13 protein-coding genes are annotated in these 21,846 nt (G+C 58.2%); 10 read left to right on the top strand and 3 right to left on the bottom strand.

The window, feature by feature from the left end:
* Positions 1-98 precede the first annotated feature (98 nt).
* Positions 99-914, top strand: a complete 816-nt coding sequence (locus IB213_RS02530; protein WP_192405292.1) for a ZIP family metal transporter — start codon at positions 99-101, stop codon at positions 912-914.
* A gap of 183 nt (positions 915-1,097) precedes the next feature.
* Here IB213_RS02530 and IB213_RS02535 read toward each other — a convergent pair whose 3' ends face one another.
* Positions 1,098-1,883, bottom strand: a complete 786-nt coding sequence (locus tag IB213_RS02535) for a LytTR family DNA-binding domain-containing protein (RefSeq protein ID WP_191723302.1) — start codon at positions 1,881-1,883, stop codon at positions 1,098-1,100.
* 31 nt (positions 1,884-1,914) lie between these two features.
* On the bottom strand, positions 1,915-2,994 hold the full coding sequence (locus IB213_RS02540; RefSeq protein WP_191723303.1) for a sensor histidine kinase: 1,080 nt from the start codon (positions 2,992-2,994) through the stop codon (positions 1,915-1,917).
* A 52-nt stretch (positions 2,995-3,046) separates the two neighbouring features.
* Here IB213_RS02540 and argH point away from each other — a divergent pair, with 52 nt between their 5' ends.
* From argH to IB213_RS02565, 5 genes are all read left to right on the top strand, one after another.
* Entirely contained in the window at positions 3,047-4,507 is a 1,461-nt protein-coding gene (argH, locus tag IB213_RS02545; protein WP_192405293.1) for an argininosuccinate lyase, read from the top strand.
* Between the two features lie 228 nt (positions 4,508-4,735).
* Positions 4,736-5,731, top strand: coding sequence for a Bug family tripartite tricarboxylate transporter substrate binding protein (locus tag IB213_RS02550; protein ID WP_192405294.1), 996 nt, complete (start codon positions 4,736-4,738; stop codon positions 5,729-5,731).
* Positions 5,732-5,887: 156 nt separating this feature from the next.
* Positions 5,888-11,788: an alpha-2-macroglobulin gene (locus IB213_RS02555; RefSeq protein ID WP_192405295.1), complete on the top strand. Its 5,901-nt coding sequence runs from the start codon at positions 5,888-5,890 to the stop codon at positions 11,786-11,788.
* Between the two features lie 85 nt (positions 11,789-11,873).
* Complete coding sequence (locus IB213_RS02560; protein WP_191723305.1) at positions 11,874-12,176, top strand: YciI-like protein; 303 nt, start codon at positions 11,874-11,876, stop codon at positions 12,174-12,176.
* Positions 12,177-12,369: 193 nt separating this feature from the next.
* Entirely contained in the window at positions 12,370-14,430 is a 2,061-nt protein-coding gene (locus IB213_RS02565; protein ID WP_191723306.1) for a BCCT family transporter, read from the top strand.
* Between the two features lie 135 nt (positions 14,431-14,565).
* Here the strand turns inward: IB213_RS02565 and tenA are convergent, their stop codons facing one another.
* Positions 14,566-15,240, bottom strand: a complete 675-nt coding sequence (gene tenA / locus IB213_RS02570; protein WP_191723307.1) for a thiaminase II — start codon at positions 15,238-15,240, stop codon at positions 14,566-14,568.
* A gap of 142 nt (positions 15,241-15,382) precedes the next feature.
* On the opposite strand from tenA, the gene IB213_RS02575 reads away from it, so the two are divergent.
* The 4 genes from IB213_RS02575 (at position 15,383) to IB213_RS02590 (ending at position 21,745) form a co-directional block, all read left to right on the top strand.
* Complete coding sequence (locus IB213_RS02575) at positions 15,383-16,267, top strand: endonuclease/exonuclease/phosphatase family protein (RefSeq protein ID WP_192405296.1); 885 nt, start codon at positions 15,383-15,385, stop codon at positions 16,265-16,267.
* Between the two features lie 31 nt (positions 16,268-16,298).
* A complete protein-coding gene (gene pbpC / locus IB213_RS02580; protein WP_192405297.1) occupies positions 16,299-18,488 on the top strand; it encodes a penicillin-binding protein 1C in 2,190 nt (729 codons plus the stop codon).
* A 57-nt stretch (positions 18,489-18,545) separates the two neighbouring features.
* A complete protein-coding gene (locus IB213_RS02585; protein ID WP_192405298.1) occupies positions 18,546-20,450 on the top strand; it encodes a diguanylate cyclase domain-containing protein in 1,905 nt (634 codons plus the stop codon).
* A gap of 116 nt (positions 20,451-20,566) precedes the next feature.
* Positions 20,567-21,745, top strand: a complete 1,179-nt coding sequence (locus IB213_RS02590) for an alpha-hydroxy acid oxidase (protein ID WP_192405299.1) — start codon at positions 20,567-20,569, stop codon at positions 21,743-21,745.
* Positions 21,746-21,846: the final 101 nt, after the last annotated feature.

Consider the following 21,846-nt stretch of genomic DNA (forward strand, 5'->3'; position numbering starts at 1 on the left):
GAACAACTCAGTCAGCAGCAAGGCGCGCAGCAAGTCTTGACCTGTTTAGAGAAAATACTGCGCAGTTGAGGCCACAGGCCTGAGAGAAAACATTTGCTATGACATTGGTCGCCATTATTTTGGCTACTCTGGCTTCCGGGATCGGAAGCGTCTGGGTGGCTAACTTTCTTCTGAAAGCCGGCTTTGGGAAAAACCAAAGTGACCGCGCTCAGCAAGGTCTATTGAGTCTTTCAGCGGGCGCGTTGCTGGCAACGGCCTTCATGCATTTATTGCCAGAAGCTTTCAACAGCGAAGCCAGTGCCCATGATTTATTCATGACGCTGCTCATTGGCGTGGTATTTTTCTTTCTACTGACCAAAGCCGAGCTTTGGCACCACGGCCATGAGCACCAGCATGAGCCGCATGACCATGATCACGCCCATCACCACGGCGGGCATACCCACCAGCACAGTCATAAAAGCGGTGGCTGGTCTTTGCTGACCGGCGACAGCGTGCATTGCTTTGGCGATGGCATCCTGATTGCCTCTGCCTTTGTGGCGGATATGCGCCTGGGGCTGATTGCGGCCGTTTCTGTCCTGGCCCACGAAGTGCCTCACCATATTGGTGACTTGGTGGTGCTGCGCAACAGCAGCCATAAGAGCCTGGCTTTGCTGAAAGTTTCCTTGGCGGGTGCTGTGACGGCTCTGGGCGGAATTACCGGCTATTTCCTGGTGGGCCGTCTGGCCGAGTCCTTGCCGTATTTTCTGGTGGTGGCATCCAGCAGTTTTGTCTATGTGGCGCTGTCTGACTTGATCCCTCAGTTGCAAAAACGCCTGTCAGCCAAAGAAACTCTGGTGCAAGTGGTGTGGCTGGTTACCGGGATTGTGTTGGTGACAGTGGTCAGTGGCTTGGCACACGGTGGTCACGCGCACTGACAAGTGGCGTGCGGCGCATTCAAAAATGGCACCCATTGGTGCCATTTTTTTGCGCTGTACGCTTTCCAATCCGTTAGCGCGACCCTTGGTACGTGGCTGCTTCGTAGCCTGGCGTATCTGTGTGCTGTAGCTGTCTGCTGCGCCGTACATGTCTTCGTCTTGCTGGGGGCGCTCTAGTGGCGTTCAGGCAGGCTCGGCTTGCTGGGTGTGTGTGCTGTTGCGCAAGACGCCTTGAATGGCAGAACGCACAGAAGACAGCTGACGGCGAGACACTTGCAAAATCTCTGGAACGCCGTGCAGGCGCATGGCCCAGCATTCGCCTTCTTCATCGGTGTAATTTTTTTCCAGCACACGCATTTGCGCGGGGTTGACCAGGGCGTTGCGGTGAATGCGCACAAACTGATTGGGAAAGCGGTGTTCCAGCTCACTGAGTGAACTATCCAGGATGAACGTGCGTGATGCCGTGCGCACGGTGACGTACTTTTGTTCGGCCTTGAGGTACACGATCTGGTGCAATGGCACGCGTTCGGCGCGGCCGCGGTCTCGAATGACCAGTGCAGGGGCGCTATCGGTTGTGTTGGTGGTGCCTTGCAAAGCACGCATGCGCCGAATTTTTGCAATGGCTTGCTGTAGTCGCTCCAGCCGCACGGGCTTGGTAAGGTAATCCACGGCATCCACTTCAAACGCGCCAGCGGCGTACATGGAATGAGCGGTGACGAAGACAATAGCCGGAGCGGGGTTCATGTTGCGCAGCATTTGCGCCAGAACCATGCCGTCAGGGCCAGGCATCTGAATGTCGAGCAAGACAACATCCACAGGCAGCTCAGTGCGTTGCAGGAAGTCTTGGGCATGGGCCACATTCGCTGCTTCTTCGACGATGAATGGAGAAGAGGGGTCTTCGCATTCGCTCAACAAGACTCGCAAACGGTTACGGGCCAACAGTTCATCATCGACGATCAGCACATGCATCTCTTATCTCCGGATGGTTATGGTTATGTACTTAACTGGACGGCAGAGAGATTCGAACTTCAAAAACATCATCTTTTTGCACTGCACTGAACGTTGCCTGAACATCGTGCAATAAGCGCAAACGCCGCTCTACGTTAGCAAGGGCCATGCCCTGACCTTTGGTAGCTGCAGCCTTGTCTCCTTGGCGTCTCGATGCACTCAGTGTATTGGTGACGCATAACAAAATGGATTTTTTTCGTAAGAGTCGCGCTGAGATTGTTACTTTCGCGCCAATGATTGAGGGTTCCACCCCATGTTTGACAGCGTTTTCTACCAAGGGCTGCAGGAGAAGTGGTGGCAAACCGACATTCAGGGTAGCGGGATCCAGGTCCCACTCCACCTGCAGCCGATTGCCGAAACGAATTTGCTCGATGTCGAGATAACGTTGGGCCAATTCAATTTCTTCGTGCAGTGCAATAGTGCTGCGCGGGTCTTGCAGCGTGGCTCGAAATAAATCACTCAGGTCTTCCAGTAGCCGTTCTGCTTTAGCGGGGTTTTCGCGCACCAGCGCGATGGCACTGTTGAGGGCGTTGAACAGAAAGTGCGGTCGTATGTGCGCTTGCAGCGCCGTGAGCTGTGCTTTGGTGGCTGCAGGGGTGCGGCCCTCGGCGCGCAGCACCAGGTAGCCCACAATGACGGCGGCCATCAGCCCGCCTGCGACGGCATTGGCCAGCCAGTGCATGCGCCCTACATCGCCAGTGATGGCCAGCATGGCTGTGGCGTAAAGACCTGCAACCACGCCCAGCGCGATACCGGTGGCGTATTGGTGTGGACCATCCATGCGGTGCAGGGCGCGCTTAAGGCTGCAGGCCATGAGCAGCCACACTAAAGTGCCAGGCAGCCCTCCACTGGTCAGCCAGGCGGTGTGCAGAAGCCACTCCCGGGCATTCGGGCTGGCGTAAAGCGACGCAACAGCCAGAGCCACTTCCACCCCCAGTACAGCGCGTAAAACTACGCCCAGATGGCAGGCGTCAAAAATTAAAACAGGTAGCGCTGCACTAGGCTGAGGGGTTGTCGTATCCGAAGATTCGAAAGAAGGCGATTGGCTCGATAAAATTTGCGGCTTGTGCATAGGGCATCCGGGTGTTCCGGGTGTCAGTCGTAATTGGAAATTCTGCCCTCCCATGTCTGATAACACCAACACACAGCCCTCCCAAAACCAGCTCGACACCAAGGCTCAGGCGTGGTCAGCGTTGTTTTCTGAGCCAATGAGCGATTTGGTCAAGCGTTATACCTCCAGCGTTTTCTTTGATCAGCGCATGTGGAAGGCTGATATCACGGGCAGCTTGGCCCATGCAGAAATGCTGGCTGCGCAAGGCGTGATTGGTCAGGACGACTATGCCTCCATCCAAAAAGGCATGGCGCAAATCAAGCAAGAAATCGAATCTGGCGCTTTTGAGTGGAAGCTGGATCTGGAAGATGTGCACTTGAACATTGAAGCGCGCCTGACGGCTTTGGTGGGCGATGCGGGCAAGCGCCTGCACACGGGCCGTAGCCGCAATGACCAGGTGGCCACCGATGTACGCCTGTGGTTGCGCGACGAGATCGATCTGATCGAAGGTCTGCTCAAAGAGCTGCAGCTGTCTCTGGTGGAAGTGGCCGAAAAGAACGTAGAAGTCATCCTGCCCGGCTTTACCCACTTGCAAGTGGCGCAGCCTGTGAGCTTTGGCCACCACATGCTGGCTTACGTTGAAATGTTCAAGCGCGACGCTGAACGCATGCTGGACGTGCGCAAGCGCGTGAACGTTTTGCCTCTGGGCTCTGCCGCCTTGGCTGGTACCACTTACCCGCTGGACCGTGAGCGTGTTGCAAAGACGCTGGGGATGGAAGGCGTGTCGCAAAACTCGCTGGACGGTGTCAGTGACCGTGACTTCGCCATCGAATTCTCGGCTGCCGCTTCGCTGTGTATGGTGCACGTGAGCCGCTTGTCGGAAGAGCTGATCATCTGGATGAGCCAGAACTTTGGCTTTATCAAGATTGCCGACCGTTTCACAACGGGCTCGTCCATCATGCCCCAGAAGAAAAATCCCGATGTGCCTGAGCTGGCGCGTGGCAAAACAGGCCGCGTAGTGGGCCACCTGATGGGCTTGATTACTTTGATGAAGGGCCAGCCTCTGGCCTACAACAAGGACAATCAGGAAGACAAAGAGCCGCTGTTTGACACCGTGGACACCCTGAAGGACACGCTGCGCATCTTTGCTGAAATGATGGGCGGTCAGGTCAATCCAGCCACTGGCGCCAAAGAAGGCGGTATCACCGTCAACGCGGCCAATATGCGCGCTGCTGCCTTGAAGGGCTACGCCACCGCCACCGATCTGGCGGACTACCTGGTCAAGAAGGGCCTGCCTTTCCGCGATGCCCACGAAACTGTGGCCCACGCCGTGAAGCTGGCCAGCGCCAAGGGCGTGGACTTGAGCGAGCTGCCTCTGGCGGAGCTGCAGTCCTTCAACCCCAGCGTAGAGGCTGATGTGTTTGAGGTGCTGAGCCTGGAGGGTTCACTCAACGCACGCAATACCCTGGGTGGCACTGCGCCTGCGCAAGTTCGCATTCAACTGGTCAAGCACCGCGCACGTTTGGCGGGATGACCGCGACGTTTTTGCTTGATCGAGCGGATTGAAACATCAAGAAAAAGGGACGCTGAAGGCGTCCCTTTTTCTTTGTTGGTGCCTTGCTTGCAGAGATTGCGTGCATTAAGTGGCGAATGGATGCATCACGATTTGCTATGTTTTTTGTAGAATTTTTGCGTTTTTCGACTGATAAGCTAGCAGATGGCCGTGTATGGCTGCTTTTATTTTTAACTGCTGGAGAAATTAGTGACCCACGCTTCACGTCGTCGATTCCTTGCCCAAACTGCTGCCCAAGCAGCGCTGCTGGCTACAGCCAGCGTGGCAGGGGCCCGCTGGGCGTGGGCTGCAGACAAACCTGTGCGCATCCTGGTTGGTTTTCCACCCGGCGGGGGCACAGACGTGATTGCACGTTTGCTCCAGGAGCCGCTGAGCCAGCGCTTGGGGCGCACGGTCATCATTGAAAACAAGCCCGGTGCGGGCGGGCAGATTGCGGCGCAGCAACTCAAAGCCTCGGTGGCTGATGGCACGACGCTGTTCTTGACGCATGACCACAGCATCTCCATCTTGCCGCAGGTGGTGCGCCATGCAGGGTTTGAACCGGCACTCGATTTTGAGCCTGTGGGGGGCTTTGCCTCATTTGTGAATACGTTTGCGGTATCGTCCCTGCATCCAGCCAAGACTTTTGAGGAATATCTGGACTGGGTGCGTCAAGCTGCGGGTGGCCGCAGTGCGGTGGGTATTCCGGCACCGGCGTCCACGCCAGAGTTCTTGGTCAAGCAAATTGCCAACCGTTATCAGCTGGATCTGATTGCCATCCCATACAAAGGCAGTGCCCCCATGATCGGGGACATGCTGGGTCGCCAGATTGAAGCTGGCATTGGCTCAGTGCAAGACTTTGTGAATTACCACCAGGAAGGCAAATTGCGTGTGCTGGCAGTACTGGGTGGCAAGCGCCAGCCCATGTTGCCGCAAGTGCCCACCTTCTCGGAGCTAGGTCTCAAAGGCTTGGAAGACATGCCTTACTACGGTATTTATGCCCCCAAGGGTGTGCCTGCAGCATTCACGCAGCGGTTTTCCAAAGCCTTGGCAGACAGCGTGCGGGAGCCGCACATTCGTCAGCAGCTAGAGGCGATCGGCTTGGTGGTAGATTCAATGACACCTGCGCAATTGGCGCAGCGTGAGCAGACTTACACGGCAGTCTGGACGCGCATCATCAGCGAAAGTGGCTTTAAACCTCAGTAAATCGCCATAGCATTGTGGGTGCCAAAGCCGCAGGCCATTGCGCCGCGGCTTTTTTATTGCCTGAAAAAAGCGCCAATGTCTGATGAAACGATGCGTGCTGTCAGTGCTAGGCTTGGCGATATTCATATCAATACAAAAAATGATTAGGGGCTGCAGATGCGCTTGAATGTGTTGTGGGGGCTCATGGCCGCGGGGGCATTGCTGTCTGGAGCGGCCCATGCGGTATCTATTACCCAAGTCACGCCCAAAGGGAGCGTGAGTGATGTGCGCCAGGTGGTGGTGCAAACCGCAGCGGATGCTGTGCGCTTTGGCAATGCCCAGGCGCCAGATCCGGTGCGTGTGCAGTGTCTGCCAGAACAAGCCGGCAAAGGTACGGGCCGATGGAACGATGCACGCGAGTGGGTGTGGCAGTTTGAACAAAGCCCGCCCGCTGGAACACGTTGCAATGTGCAGATAGATAAAGCTTTCAAGTCGCCCACGGGTGAAGCCCTGGCAGGTGCTGCAAGCTATCAGTTTGAAGTGGCTGGCCCCTCGATCATTCAGACCTGGCCCAGCACCTATGAAGCAGTGGATGAGGCGCAGACCTTTGTGCTGCAGCTCAATGGCGCGGCGACACCGCAGAGCCTGCAGCAGCATGTGTACTGCCGCAGCCAGGATGTGGGAGAACGCATTCCTGTACGTGTGCTGGACGATGCAGCAACGCGAAAAATTACCCAAGCTCTCGAGCTTTCTGGCAAAGGCCACTATGCGGCGCTGGAGTGCAATCGCCGCCTGACTGCTGGCAGCAGCATGCAGTTGGTCTATGGCGCTGGCGTGCAGATGGCCAATGGCGTGGCCAATAAAAACACCAAGACCTTGGACTTCAATGTCCGTGAAGCATTCACGGCACAGCTGCAGTGCCAGCGCGAACGGGCCAATGCAGGGTGTCTGCCGATTCGTGACGTTGTGGTGTCTTTTTCTGCACCGGTGGCTGAGGCGCAGGTCAAGCAAGTGCACCTGCTGTTCAACGGAAAGAAAATACAGCCAACTTTGGATAAAGAGTCCAAGGACACGTTCAGCGAACTACGCTTTGCTGCACCGTTTGAACCCTTGGGCAAGTACCAGTTGGTGTTGCCAGAGAAGTTCCAGGATGACGCGGGGCGGGCTTTGGTGAATGCCAGCTCTTTCCCTCTCTCGTTGGTCATGGGCGACACCCCGCCACTGGTGAAGTTTGGCGCATCTCCTTTTGGCGTGCTGGAGCGTTTTGCCGAAGGTGATGAGGGCACGGCTGTGCTGCCCGTGACTGTGCGCAAAGTAGAAGCCATGGATGTGCGTGCCAGTGGCGCTGGTGCACAGGTGCGAAATTTGCGGCTGGTCAACGACGCCGACATCATTCGCTGGTGGGATCTGGTGCAGCGTTATGACCGCGGCTGGGTCAACCGCAAACAGGCGCAGCGTGAATTGAAGACACGCTTGCCCAACCCTGTGGATGAAAACGACAGCCACTCTCTGGCCACTCGCACGGTGTCTTTGCTGCAAGGGCAGCAGGGCGTGCAGTCATTGAGCTTGCCCAAGTCCAAGGACGGGGACCCCCGTCCGTTTGAAGTGGTCGGCATTCCTTTGCCGCAACCCGGTTTTCATGTGCTGGAAGTGGAGTCGCCTCTTTTGGGCGCGGCTTTGCTCGATGAGCGTTTGGGTGCTCCGCGCAGCATGTTTGTTCGTACATCTGCTCTGGTCACTAATTTGGCGGTTCACCTGAAGCTGGGGCGCGAAGGCTCTGCAGTCTGGGTGACCTCGCTGGACAAGGGGCTGCCAGTTGCCGGTGCCAAAGTGCAGGTTTCTGACTGCCGTGGCAGGCCACACCACTCGGGCCAGACCGATGCGCAGGGTTTGCTGCAGCTTCCCGACTTGGGCAAAGATGCACCACGCTGCGATATGCACGAAGGCAGCGGCCAGTGGTTTGTCAGTGCCCGCTACAGCGAAAAAGGCGTGGAGGACACGGCATTTGTCTGGAGTGACTGGCAGCGCGGCATCGAGCCTTGGCGATTTAATGTGCCCACCGCATGGGGCAATCAACCTGAGCGTGTAGCACACACCGTTTTCGATCGCAACCTGGTGCGGGCTGGCGAGACGGTGTCGATGAAGCACTTTGTGCGCACGCAAACCGTGCAGGGCTTGGCATTGCCCCAGGATTGGCCGGTAGAGCAGGTCATCACCCACGTAGGCAGCGGGCAGCAATACAAGCAAGCGCTGCAGTGGGCTGCGACCCAAAATGGGGGCCGCAATGCAACCAGTAGTTTTGCAGTGCCTGAAGCTGCAAAGCTGGGTATGTACACCGTTGAGCTGCGCTGGGCTGCTTCTGCACAAGGCGGGCAGCGTGTGATGGAGTCTGGACAGTTCCGTGTCGAGGCATTCAGGCTGCCGGTCTTTCAGGGCAGTGTGCAGCCGGTAGATAAGGGCGCACTGGTACAGCCCAAAGAACTGCCTGTGGCCGTGAGTTTGAACTTCATCAACGGCGGTGCTGCCAGTGGGCAGGATGTTCAGGTCAGCGCTTTGCTGCGTGATTACAGCGTTAATTTTGAGCGCTGGAGAGGCTACAACTTTAGCGCGCCACGCACGCAAGAGCAGGCAGATCGCGAGAGCGAGGATGTCAGCAGTGATGGATCGCGTTTGGTGGCCGACAAGCTGAAACTAACTTTGGATAAACAAGGTCAGGGCCAGGTCAAGCTGCCCGCACTGCCACCGGTCACTGCGCCACAGAGTCTGGTGCTGGAGGCCAGCTTTGCAGATCCCAACGGTGAAATTCAAAGTTTGCGCAGTACGCAAACGCTGTGGCCTGCAGCTGTGCTGGCAGGGATCCGTACGGAAGGCTGGATGTCTGTCGGACGCAAGATGCGCCTGCAGGCGGTGGCTGTAGATGCACAGGGCAATCCGCAGGCGGGTGTCCCGCTGAAGGTGCAAGCCGTGCAGCACACCACCACCACCACACGCAAGCGCTTGGTGGGTGGTTTCTACAGTTATGACAACCAGCGCAACAGCAAAGATCTGGGAGAAGTTTGCAGCGGTAAAAGTGATGCACGCGGCTTGCTGCTCTGTGAAGTGCAGGTCGTAGAGGCGGGCGAGGTCGAGCTGATTGCTTCTGCCCAAGACAAGCAGGGCCACACGGCGCGTGCGGCAGACACTGTCTGGGTGACAGGACAAGGTGAGCTGTGGTTTGGTGGACAGGACCACGACCGCATGGATGTCCTGGCGGAAAAGACCAGCTACGCACCGGGTGAGACGGCCAAGCTGCAAGTGCGCATGCCCTTTCGCGAGGCGACTGCCCTGGTCAGCGTGGAGCGCGAAGGCGTGCTGCACACCCAGGTGGTGCAGCTGGAGGGCAAAGACCCAACCATTGAGCTGCCTGTGCAAGCAGGCTGGGGGCCGAATGTCTATGTCAGCGTACTGGCCCTGCGTGGCCGTTTGTACGAAGTGCCCTGGTACAGCTTTTTCACATGGGGCTACAAAGCGCCTCGCCAGTGGTGGAATTCGTTTTGGTACGGCGGCAAGGAATATGTCGCCCCGACAGCCATGGTGGACTTGAGCAAGCCCGCATTCCGCCTGGGTGTTGCAGAGCTGCAAGTGCAAGACCGATCGCAGCAACTGAACGTGGCGGTGCAGGCTGACAAATCCAGCTACCAGATTCGAGACAAAGCCAGAATCACCATCCGCGCAACGCTGCAAAACGGCAAACCTGCCGCACATGCTGAAGTGGCTGTGGCGGCAGTGGACAAGGCTTTGCTGGAGCTGTCTGCCAACGCAAGCTGGGATTTGCGCGCCGCCATGTGGCAGCGCCGCAGCTGGGCGGTAGATACCGCCACGGCCCAGATGGAAGTGGTGGGACGGCGCCATTACGGGCGCAAAGCAGCTGCGCCGGGCGGCGGCGGTGGCCAGGGTGCACCCACGCGCGAGCTGCTGGATACCTTGCTGCTTTGGCAACCCAAGCTGCAGCTCGATGCCCAGGGCCAGGCGGTACTGGAGGTGCCGCTCAACGATGCATTGACCAGCTTTACCATCGTGGCAGTGGCCGATGACGGTGTGCAGCGCTTTGGCACAGGCAGTGTGGACATCCGCACCAGCCAGGATTTGCAACTGATCAGTGGCTTGCCACCCGTGGTGCGCGAGGGCGACAAGTTCCGCGCCATGCTCACAGTGCGTAACACTACCGATCAGCCCATGCAGGTCAAGTTGCAGCCCAAGGTATCGGGCGCAGAACTGGCCGCGCAGACTGTGCAAGTACCGGCACAGGAAGCGCGTGAAGTGACCTGGGACGTGACCGTGCCCGCCAGCTTGATGCAGGCGGCGCAAGGTCAATGGCATTGGCAGATACATGCCCAGGACACCAAGACGGGTGCCCAAGACGAGTTGGCCGTGAGCCAGCGCTTGTTGCCCGCAGTGCCGCTGGCTGTGCAACAGGCCACGGTGCAGCAAATTGAGAGCCACTGGGAGCAGGCCTTGAGCTGGCCTGAGAACGCGATTCCCGGAAAAGGCGGACTGCGCCTGACGTTCAGCGACAAGCTGGCAGACAGCGAGAACGGCGCACCCGGTCTGCGAGACTGGTGGGCGGCTTACCCGTATGCATGCCTGGAACAAACCGTAGGCAAAGCCATTGGACTGAACGACGTGCAACTGTGGCAGCGCACGATGGCGCAGTTGCCCACGTACCTGGACGACGATGGTCTGGCCATGTATTTCCCGCCGCAAGACGGTCGCCGTGCGCAAGGCAGTGACAGCCTGACTGCGCATCTGCTGGCGGTGAACCACAGCCTGCAATCGGTAGACAAGCGCCTGCAATTGCCAGCGTCTGAAAAGGCCCGAATGGAGTCTGGTTTGATCGCCTTTGTCGAAGGCCGCATCGAACGCCAGCACTGGAGCCCGCGCAAGGATCTGGATGTACGCAAGCTCGCTGCCATTGCGGCCTTGGCACGCAGCGGCAAGGCACGCCCGGCCATGCTGCAAAGCATCAGCCTGGCCCCGCAAGACTGGCCAACGCATGCAGTGATTGACTGGCTCAGCATCTTGCAGCAAATGCCGCAAGTGCCTGCGCATGACCAGCGCATGGAAGAGGCGCAGCAAGTGCTGAAAACACGCCTGTCCTATCAAGGCTCTCAAGTGGGCTTTAGCACCGATGCGCAGGACCAGTGGTGGTGGCTGATGCAAAGCGCTGATGTGAACGTGGCGCGCTTGCTGCTGACCACCATGGGTGACAGTGCCTGGGATGCGGAGCGCGTTCGTCTGGTCACGGGGTTGCTGGCGCGCCAGAAACTGGGTTCGTGGGGAACAACCACGGCCAATACGTGGGCGGGCTTGGCGCTGCGTGAGTTTTCGCAGCGCTTTGAGCGCGAAGAAGTCACCGGCAACACCACGGCGCTGCTGGGTACTGCCACGCAAACCGTGCACTGGAATGTGCCGCCTGCGCCAGCAGCCGTCACCGCAGCCTTGCCTGCGGGCAGCGCTGCATCGGTGGAAAATTTGCCAGACCGCACCATGTTCCTGCCTTGGGGCGAACGCCGCATGGGGCAGCTGAGCGTGCAGCACCGTGGCACCGGCAAACCGTGGGTGGCTTTGCAATCCATTGCCGCTGTGCCACGCACCCAGCCTATGAATGCCGGCTATGTGCTGAAAAAGACGGTCAGCGCTGTGCAAGGGGCCAATGCCCAGAACTGGCGGCGTGGTGATGTGGTGCGCGTGCGCCTGGAGGTCAATGCCAGCGCCGACATGACATGGGTGGCGCTGAGCGATCCCATTCCCGCAGGTGCCACCATCTTGGGCAGTGGTCTGGGGCGTGACTCTGAAGTTGCGCAGCAAGGTCAAGGCCAAGCGAGCGAAGGCGCGTGGCCTGCATTTGTGGAGCGTGGCCAGGACAGCTACCGGGTGTATTGGGACTACCTGCCCAAGGGTGTGTCGGTGGTGGAATACACCGTGCGTTTGAACAATGCCGGTGACTTTGCCCTGCCACCCACACGGGCTGAAGCGCTGTATGCACCAGAGATGTTTGGCGAGCTGCCCAACGCACGCTGGAAGGTGGCGCAGCCCTGAGCGGCGTGTTTGTCTATTGCGTGACCTGCCTTGCAGCGCCATGAAATAGACAATCCGTCGCTCAACCTTGGGCCAGAAAGACCTTATGCACTATTTGCTGACTTACCAATACACCGACGATTACCTGGTGCGGCGTAACCTGTTTCGCAATGAACACTTGCGCCATGCATGGGCTGCACAGGCGCGTGGTGAGCTGTTGCTGGGTGGGGCGGCGGGTGATCCCCCCAGCAGCGCCGTGCTGGTTTTTAGCTGCGACAGCGCCCACACGGTCGAGCAGTTTGTGCAGGCAGATCCCTATGTCGTGCATGGGCTGGTGCGCAGCCACACCGTTCAGCCGTGGGCGACGGTGGTGGGTAAAGAAGCGAGCACACCCGTGCATCCGCAATAGTTTTTAAAATAGTAGCTATCAGCGCTTGCTGTGCAACGATTTAAGATAGTTATCTATCTGAAACCGATGTTGGGTAAGCGCTGAATGCTATTTTTATATTAAAAGTCAGCAGGCTGCGTGTTTTGTCTGACGCCCGGGGCGGGCGATGCTCTGCATACTCGCGCTGAAACACAAACTCCACAGAACGAAGATCATGGCCCATCCAGTAAATGAATCTGGCGCAGCCGCGGCGCCTAAAACGACTTTCTCCGCACCTGTGGTGGTACCTGCTCTGCTAGTGCTGGGTGCACTGCTGGTGTTGTGTGGCGCTTTCCCGGATCTGGCGGACCGGATTTTTTCCAGCGCGCAGTCATGGGTGGTGGGTCACTTTGACTGGTTTTACACCGTCATCGTCACGATGTTTCTGGTGTTCCTGATCTTGCTGGCTTGCAGCCGCTATGGCGATATCCGCCTGGGGCCTGACGATGCCAAACCGGAGTTCAGTTTTCTGTCATGGACGGCCATGCTCTTTGCCGCTGGCATGGGTATTGGCCTGATGTACTTTGGTGTGGGCGAGCCACTGCAGCATTACCTCAGCCCGCCCACGCAGCTTGCGGGTACACCAGAGGCCGCACGCGAGGCGCTGACCTCTACGTTCTTTCACTGGGGTCTGCATGCGTGGGCCATCTATGGCGTGATGGGGCTGGTGCTGGCGTATTTTGGTTTTCGCTACAACCTGCCGCTGACCATGCGTTCGGGCCTGTACCCCTTGCTGCAGCAGCGCATCAATGGGCCCATCGGGCATGGCGTAGACACCTTTGCACTGGTTGGCACGATTGCCGGTCTGGCCACCACGCTGGGCTATGGCGCTTTGCAATTGGCAGCGGGCCTGAACATTGTTACGGGCTGGGATACCAGCACAGATACATTCCGCGTGGGCTTGATTGTGGTGGTCGTCAGTCTGGCGGGGCTTTCTGCCGCATCAGGTCTGGACAAAGGCGTGCGCCGCCTGTCAGAGGTGAACCTCATCCTCACGTTCGTTTTGCTGGGCTTTGTGCTGTTCTTTGGCCCCACGGTTTTCTTGCTGCAGGCGTTCAGTGAGAACGTGGGTAACTACCTGTCTGGTCTGGTGAGCCTGTCGTTGCGCACGTTTGCATACCAGCCGGCACAAGATCCGGCCTGGTTTGGTGGCTGGACCATTCTTTACTGGGCGTGGTGGATTTCATGGTCACCATTTGTGGGCATGTTCATTGCCCGCATATCGCGCGGGCGCACGGTGCGTGAATTCATTGTGGGTGTGCTGCTGATACCTACCGCTTTCAACCTGCTGTGGATGACGGCCTTTGGCAATGGCGCAATCTGGATTGACACCCATGTGGCCCAAGGCGCTTTGGCGCAATCTGCAGGCAATGTGGACGCGTTGCTGTTCCGTTTCTTTGAATACCTGCCACTGGCCAAGGCAGTGTCATGGCTGGCGATCGTATTGATTGCCTTGTTCTTTGTGACCTCGGCCGACTCGGGTGCCTACGTGGTCGATGCGATTGCTTCGCGCGGCGACCCCCGCTCGCCGGTGTGGCAGCGTCTGTTTTGGGCTGCAGTGCTTGGTGTGACGGCTGTCGTGCTGCTTTTAGCTGGCGGCCTGAAGGCCCTGCAGGCGATGACGCTGGTGGCGGCCATGCCAGTGGCTGCCATCATGGCGGTGCTGTGCATAGGCCTGTGGCGAGGGATGAAGGCCGACGTCACGCACGCACGGCAAGACTTGTCACCTGCCACCAGCTTCTGGACTGGCCAGCATTGGCGAAAGCGGCTGGAGCAGATCGTGCACCAGCCAACGGCAAGCGATGTGAAACGGTTTTTGCAAAAAACCGTGTTGCCTGCCATGCGTGATGTGGCCGCAGAAATGCAGCGCCAGGGCATACAGGCACAGGTGCAGGACTACAGTGAGCAAGAGGCCGGTGCAGAGACGGGCACTGTGCGTCTGGTGATACCTACGCCCGAGCTGCGTGACTTTGTCTATGGCGTACGTCCCATCAAGCGCAAGCTGCCGGGTTTCATGCTGTCAGAAGTGGCCGATGAAAAGGAAAGCACGCGCCGGCATGTGGTGGAGCCCATCACCTTCTTTGCCGATGGCCGAGAAGGCTATGACATTCAATATCTGCGCCATGAGGAGCTGATTGCCGACATATTGCGCAACTACGAGCGTTATCTGTCCGTCAGTGCAGACCAGCGCACAGTGCTGCTCAATCGTGCGCCGGGGCATGCCGAAGGCGCTTAGGCTCGTTAACACCACCCTGGATCGTTGTTGGCTGGCGTTGCCATACGCCTGTACGTCTGCACGCGTGTATTGCCTGTGGCTTCGTCCCTTGTTGCCAAGGCCAATCAAAGATTTACTGGGTGGTGTTTGCTGCGTTTAGCAAGGCCAGGTTTTCAGCTGGTAAGCGCTGTCCCAGAACATCCATTCCAGGCGCGCGGCATCGGTGTAGGCGGCGTGCATGTCTGCAATGGTCTTGGCATCGGCTTGCGCGGCCACCGCATCCACCGTGTGGCGAACGGCGCGCACATGGGCATGGAAATCTTCGCCCGCGTACGTGTCAATCCAGCTTTGGTAAGGGTGATGGGGGGCAGCCTTGGCCAGAGTGTCGCGGCCAACCTCTGCATAAATCCAAAAACATGGCAGCAGCGCCGCCAGAGCCACAGGGTATGAGCGGCCCCACGCCACGGATTGCAGAAAATGGCAGTAATGGTGGCAGGCGGGCGACAGCGGGGTGCTCTGGAACTGCTCAGGGCTGATGGCATATTCGTGCATAAAGCCATGGTGCAGCTCGCGCTCAGCCACCACCGCTTCTTGCGCCGCTGCTGCAAATTGCACCAAGCCTTGTGCATCATCGGCCTTGCCTGCGGCAATCGCCAAGGCGCGGCCAAAAGCAACCAGATAGTGCGCGTCTTGAATCATGTAATGCTGAAACACTTCGCGGGGCAATGTGCCGTTGGCCAGCGCCTGATTAAAGGGCAGCTCCAGTGTTGCGTTGAATAAAGCGAGGTTGTTTTGCCAGGCCTGGTCACAAAAAGAGGTAGGTTGATTCATGGATGCTGAAAAAGTTAACAAAATTTCGTACAAGCTTTCGAGGGCTTCTGCCACTGCCATGCAGCAGTCATCCTGATAGCCCCGTCAAAATGCACGGACATGGTCGGTATAACACTGCTTTTAGAGAGTCAGAGAGTTTGGTATGCACTTGGTGACCTGGAATACACAGTGGTGCTGTGGCCTGGACGGAGTCGTCAGCCCCGAGCGTATTGTGCAAACCATTGAAGCAATGGGTGAATGCGATGTGCTTTGCCTGCAAGAAATTGCCATCAACTACCCCCAATTGAATGGGCACCCTCAAGACCAGCTGGCACAGCTGCAGTCTTTGTTGCCTGGCTGGACCCTTTTGTTTGGTGCAGCAGTGCATGAATGGACGGCAGCAGGCATGCAGCAGTTCGGTAATTTGATCGCCTCGCGCCTGCCTGTGTTGCAGGTGCAGCACCACCCACTGCCTTACCCTGCGCAGGCGCAAGTACGCACCATGCCGCGCATGTGTACCGTCGTGACGGTGCAAGACCCGCACCTGGGCCCTGTGCGTGTCATGACGACCCATCTGGAATACTACTCAAGCAGGCAGCGTATCGCGCAGACGCAGCATTTGCGGCAGATGCATCTGCAGGCCCTGTCTCAAGCGTTGTGCCCGCCTCAGCAGGCGCAAGACGGCTCGCCTTTTCAAAACAAGCCACATACAGCACATGCCGTGCTGTGCGGAGACTTCAATTTTGAAGTGCACAGCGCCGAATATGACCTCTTGGGATCACCAGCCACGGCAATGGAGTGCGTGCAAGCGGGCTGGCCTGAGCGCATGGTGGGCGCTGGCTGGAGTGATGTGTGGAACTTGCTGCACCCTGGGGCGCGACGGCCCGATACCTTCAAAGTGTTTGATCGGCAATTTGGCCCTGAACCAGTGGCCTGTGATTTCGTGTGGGTCAGTGACAGCTTGCGCAGTCAAGTGCGCAGCTTGGAGGTGGATGAAAAGACGCAGGCGTCAGATCATCAGCCCGTGCGTGCAGTGATTGGCGTTTAAATTAGAGCGAATTCTTCGAATAGCCATCGTTATGCGCACCTTCTTACTGGTCACTGCTTTTTGTCTGCCGATGGTGGCCTGGTCCTTGCCCTCGCACCAGGAAGTTCGCAGTAGCTATTCATCCTCAGAGACACATATTCTTTCGCGCGAGGGCGAAGTCTTGCAGCGCCTGCGCACCGATAAGCAAGTGCGCCGGGGGCAATGGGTGGCGTTGCGTGATGTATCTCCTGCTTTGCGCCTGGCATTGCTGGTCAGCGAGGACCAGCGGTTTTACGCCCATAGCGGCGTGGACTGGCGGGCCGTTTCTGCTGCTGCATGGGGCAACCTGTGGAACAGCAAAACCCGGGGTGCCAGCACGATCACCATGCAGCTTGCCGGCTTGCTGGATGAAGACTGGCGCGCCAGCAACAGCGGCCGTGGTGTAGGGCAAAAACTGGGGCAGGCGCTGGCGGCGACACAGCTGGAGCGCCGCTGGCGAAAAGACCAGATTTTGGAGGCCTACCTCAATTTGCTGCCTTTTCGTGGTGAGCTGGTCGGGATTGATGCGTTAAGCCGGACATTGTTTGGCAAGGCCGCACATGGCTTGGATGAGGTGGAGTCATCAATTGCTGCGGCTTTGGTGCGTGGGCCCAATGCCAGCGCTTCGGTGGTGGCGCAGCGGGCCTGTGGTGTCTGGCAAGAACTGGTGCAGTCGCAAATGCAGCCCTCGGGCGCAGATTGCACGGCGGTGCAGTGGCGCACGGAGCAAAGCTTGCGCGCGCGTTTATGGCCGGCCAGTGAAGGGATTGCCCCGCATTGGGCGCAGCGCGTCTGGAATGCTCGTAACCCGGATGTAGCCATTCCTGCCAAAGGCATCAAGACAACCATCAGCGCCCCAGTACAGCGCCTGGCCGTTGAAAGCCTGCAGCGCCACCTGCGTGAGTTGCAGGGCCGCAACGTTGAGGATGGTGCGGCCGTGGTGCTGGACAACGAAAGTGGTGAAGTGCTGGCGTGGGTGGGGTCTTCCGGAACGCTGAGTCAGGCCAGCGAAGTCGATGGCGTATTGGCCTGGCGGCAGCCTGGCTCCACGCTCAAGCCTTTCCTGTATGCGCAGGCACTGGATGAGCGGCGGCTGACGGCAGCCTCATTGCTGAATGACTCTTCTGCCCAGATCGCGACGGCGTCAGGCCTGTACATCCCGCAAAACTATGACCGAAGGTTTAAAGGCTGGGTGTCGGTGCGCATGGCATTGGCTGCATCCTTGAATGTGCCTGCGGTGCGCACTTTGGTCATGGTGACGCCCGATGCATTTTTCCACCAGCTGCGCCAGCTGGGCATGCCTTTGCGTGAGGGCGCAGGCTATTACGGCTACAGCCTGGCGCTGGGCAGCGCAGAGGTGCCTTTGCTGCATTTGACCAACGCTTACCGTGCGCTGGCCAATGGTGGGCGTTTCTCTGCCGTCGCTGCCAGTGTGCGTTCTCCAAAGGGCCGCGCAGAGTTTGCTCAAGTGCTCTCGCCACAGGCCGCTTTTATCGTGGGAGATATCTTGTCGGACGCACAGGCGCGCTCCACCACGTTTGGTCTAGATAGCGTGCTGGGCACACGGTTTTGGACGGCAGTCAAGACGGGAACCAGCAAAGACATGCGAGACAACTGGGCCGTTGGCTGGTCACAGCGCTATACCGTGGGTGTGTGGGTGGGCAATGCGTCGGGTCAAGCCATGCACAGTGTCAGCGGCAGCAGCGGGGCAGCCCCTATCTGGGCCGACATCATGGTGGGACTGAACGCACGCACGCCAAGTCGTGCTCCGGCTGTAGCGCCGGGCCTGGTGCAGCAGAAAGTAGATTTTCTCGCCACCACGCCAGGGCACACTCTGGAGCCCGCCCGTCTGGAGTGGTTCATGGCGGGCACACAGCAAGCGCAGTTCCATGAGCCTGCGTCGATCAAAACCGCCGATGCTGTCTCAGCCAAAGCGCGCATTGAGTCGCCAACCCATGGAACCATCTTGGCATTGGATCCTGATATTCCACCGCAGCGCCAGAAGCTGCAGCTCACAGCCAACCGCAGCGACGTGCGCTGGTACATGGCAGGGACACTGCTGGGACAAGGCCGTCAGGTGCAGTGGCAGCCGTGGCCGGGAAGGCATGTGCTGCAGTTGCGCGATATGAAAGGCCAACTGCTCGATGAGGCCGCACTGGAAGTGCGTGGCGCAGCGGTAAAGCCCGCCCAGCGAGGGTCTTGATCTATGGCCAAACATGGGCTGACGGCCTTCATACAATAAACGGACATGCCTAGGCCCATGATCTATCGTTTCTTTTCACACCGCATTGCTTGGTTGGCGTTGATTGTCTCGCTGGGGATTGGTGCGCTGTTCGTTCATACGATGTGGTCCATGCGCAAGGAGCATTGGGACTACCAGCTGCGTACCAATACCAACCTCAGCAGTACCCTGGCCAAGGGGCTGGAGTGGTCGCTGGATGCCGTTGATCTGTCGCTGCAAAAAACCGCCATTGCCCTGCGTGAGACACAGGTGCTGGAAAATGGCGAGGACACCACACCCAACCAGGCTTTGCTGGATGCCCTGTGGCGAGACATCAACAACAGCAACTTGCTGGTGCTGGATAACCAGGGGCGCATTGTTCACCGTGCTCAAGGCGTACAGAGTGTGGGTAAGCAGTTCTTGGCGCATGACTTTTTTCAGGCATTTCGTACCGATTCACACCACGGTGTTTTTATTGGACGGCCGACCAAAGAGTTGTTGATGGGCGAGTACGTCTTGCCCGTTGCACGGGCAGTACGCGGTAAATATGGACTGTTAACAGGCGTGGTGGTGGGTACGCTGCGCATGCAGGACATCAACGCATGGCTTTCCACCATGAACCTGGGACAGCACAGCGGCGTGAATGTCATCCGCGATGATGGCCTGGTGCTTACGCGTTTTCCATACCAAGAAATGCAGAGCCTGCAAAGCCTTGCGGGTTCTCAGAACCTGGCCCACTTTCTGGCAACACCGCAGGGCAACTTCGTGGGGACCGCAGTGATTGACGGGGTGCAGCGGCTGTATACGCACAACAAGGTTGGGCACTACCCGCTTTTGGTGAACGTGGCGCAGTCTACGCAAGCGATGTTGCACGGCTGGGCGCGCAATGCATGGCAATTGGGGGCATTTGCACTGTTGCTGATGCTCAGCTGCCTGGGCTTGGCCATTATGTTTACCCGCGAGCTTGCACGCAGAGAGTCGATGGAAGCGGATCTCTTTACAGAAAAAGAGCGCATGCGCTTGACGCTGCAATCCATCAGCGATGCGGTGATCTGCACTGATGCACAAGGCCGGATTACGTACCTGAACCCTGTGGCCAAGGAGCTGACGGGATGGACCATGGACGATGCCAGGCACCAGCCGGTGGAGATCATGCATGTCTTGCGTGATGCCACTGGGGGCTATGTCCAGGCGTCTCCACTGCGGCTGGCGCTGGAAAGTGGACAAGCCATCGAGCGCGCTCGTACGACAGTGACCCACCGTTTCAACGGAGAGCGGGTGGAGATGGAAGAATCTGCCAGCCCGGTCATATCTGCCGATGGGGTGGTGCTGGGTGCCGTTGCCGTGTTGAGAGATGTGACCGTTACTGCAGCACGCGAAGCGCGCATGCAGCGGCTGGCTTTTCACGATGTACTCACGGGCTTGCCCAATCGGCTGCTGCTGCAGGACCGCGCATTGCAGGCCATTGCGCAAAGCAAGCGCACGGGCGACATGCTGGCAGTGGTGTATTTGGACCTGGATAGATTCAAGCAAATCAATGACAGTCTGGGTCACCACGCTGGTGATGCAGCGCTGGTGCATGCTGCCAAGGCTTTGCAGGCCTGTGTTCGCGAAAGTGATACGGTGTGCCGCCTCGGTGGCGACGAGTTCGTGGTGCTGTTGCCAGCGCTCACCTCTGAAGCCCATCTCATGGGGATTGCACAAAAAATTCAGCAGGCGTGCGCTCTGCCTTTCACATGGGAGGGCAGGGATTACGTGCTGCACGCCAGTGGTGGCGTGGCTCTGTATCCGGTGCATGCCGTGCAGTGGGATGCGCTGCTGCATTGCGCCGATGCAGCCATGTACGCCGCAAAAAAAGCCGGGCGCCACCAAATTCGGCTGTACCAGCCACAGGCAGAGGCTTCGCTGCTGGTGTGTGCTGAGGTGCCCGAGGATGTGGTCTAGGGCATAAAGCAGCGGCGATCTCTTCAAATTTCAAGCGCCCACAAAATTCATTCACGCAGCAGGCCTGCTGCGCGCACTACGATATGCGCTGTTCCTGAATGACTGAGGGCTGAACTGTGGCTGATCTGTCCAAAATTACCTGTATCGAAGACCTGCGCATCATTGCCAAGCGCCGTGTGCCGCGCATGTTTTATGACTATGCCGACTCGGGTTCATACACCCAGGGTACGTACCGCGCCAACGAAGAAGAATTCCAGAAAATCAAGTTGCGCCAACGTGTAGCGGTCAATATGGAAGGCCGCAGCACACGCAGCACCATGGTGGGGCAGGACGTTGCCATGCCTGTGGCTATTGCACCCACCGGGCTAACGGGCATGCAGCATGCAGACGGAGAAATCCTCGCTGCGAAAGCGGCCAAGGCTTTTGGTATTCCATTCACGCTGTCGACCATGAGCATTTGCTCGCTGGAAGATATTGCGCAGGAAACCGATCGCCATCCCTTCTGGTTTCAGCTGTACGTCATGCGCGACAAGGGTTTCATGGAACGCCTGATTGATCGGGCCAAGGCCGCGAATTGCTCGGCGCTGCAGCTGACGCTGGATTTGCAGATTTTGGGACAGCGCCACAAGGACATCAAAAACGGTTTGTCCACGCCGCCCAAGCCCACTTTGGCGAACATGATCAATTTAGCCACCAAACCCCGCTGGTGCCTGGGCATGCTGGGAACCAAGCGCCGCAGCTTTGGCAACATCGTAGGGCACGTCGATGGCGTGGCAGATATGTCTTCGCTGTCGTCATGGACGGCCGACCAGTTCGATCCTTCTTTGAACTGGAGCGATGTGGAGTGGATCAAAAAGCGCTGGGGTGGCAAGCTGATTCTCAAAGGCGTTATGGACGCTGAAGATGCCCGTCTGGCAGCACAAAGTGGCGCCGATGCGCTGATTGTCAGCAACCACGGTGGTCGCCAGCTGGATGGCGCCCCGTCTTCCATTGAAGCGCTGCCCAGCATAGTGGAGGCGGCTGGCAAAGACATTGAAGTGTGGATGGATGGCGGCATCCGCAGTGGTCAGGATGTGCTCAAAGCCCGCGCACTGGGTGCACAAGGCACCCTGATTGGCCGCAGTTTTCTGTATGGGCTGGGCGCTTTTGGCCAGGAAGGCGTGACCAAAGCGCTGCAGATTATTCAAAAAGAGTTGGATATCACCATGGCCTTTTGTGGCCATACCGATATCAACCGTGTGGGCCAAGAAATTCTCCTGCCAGGCACTTATCCCCGGCCGTTTGCCCTGGCGTAATCGGGTGGGGGCTGCGCCTGCTTGTATAGCTTTGTAAGAGAGTAGAAATTGCCAAGCTTGGGCGGGCACGTCCTACAGGGTCAGGGCGGGGTTTACTCCTA

Origin of the sequence: Comamonas sp. CMM02 (assembly GCF_014851485.1) — a bacterium.
In the GTDB taxonomy this organism is placed as follows: domain Bacteria; phylum Pseudomonadota; class Gammaproteobacteria; order Burkholderiales; family Burkholderiaceae_C; genus Comamonas; species Comamonas avium.

What these genes read in the sequence shown, in the direction of transcription:
- IB213_RS02585 (WP_192405298.1), top strand. Translation starts at nt 18,546, where the DNA reads ATGATCTATCGTTTCTTTTCACACCGCATTGCTTGGTTGGCGTTGATT.
- IB213_RS02575 (WP_192405296.1), top strand. Translation starts at nt 15,383, where the DNA reads ATGCACTTGGTGACCTGGAATACACAGTGGTGCTGTGGCCTGGACGGA.
- pbpC (WP_192405297.1), top strand. Translation starts at nt 16,299, where the DNA reads ATGCGCACCTTCTTACTGGTCACTGCTTTTTGTCTGCCGATGGTGGCC.
- IB213_RS02555 (WP_192405295.1), top strand. Translation starts at nt 5,888, where the DNA reads ATGCGCTTGAATGTGTTGTGGGGGCTCATGGCCGCGGGGGCATTGCTG.
- argH (WP_192405293.1), top strand. Translation starts at nt 3,047, where the DNA reads ATGTCTGATAACACCAACACACAGCCCTCCCAAAACCAGCTCGACACC.
- IB213_RS02535 (WP_191723302.1), bottom strand. Translation starts at nt 1,883, where the DNA reads ATGCATGTGCTGATCGTCGATGATGAACTGTTGGCCCGTAACCGTTTG.
- tenA (WP_191723307.1), bottom strand. Translation starts at nt 15,240, where the DNA reads ATGAATCAACCTACCTCTTTTTGTGACCAGGCCTGGCAAAACAACCTC.
- IB213_RS02565 (WP_191723306.1), top strand. Translation starts at nt 12,370, where the DNA reads ATGGCCCATCCAGTAAATGAATCTGGCGCAGCCGCGGCGCCTAAAACG.
- IB213_RS02540 (WP_191723303.1), bottom strand. Translation starts at nt 2,994, where the DNA reads ATGCACAAGCCGCAAATTTTATCGAGCCAATCGCCTTCTTTCGAATCT.
- IB213_RS02560 (WP_191723305.1), top strand. Translation starts at nt 11,874, where the DNA reads ATGCACTATTTGCTGACTTACCAATACACCGACGATTACCTGGTGCGG.
- IB213_RS02530 (WP_192405292.1), top strand. Translation starts at nt 99, where the DNA reads ATGACATTGGTCGCCATTATTTTGGCTACTCTGGCTTCCGGGATCGGA.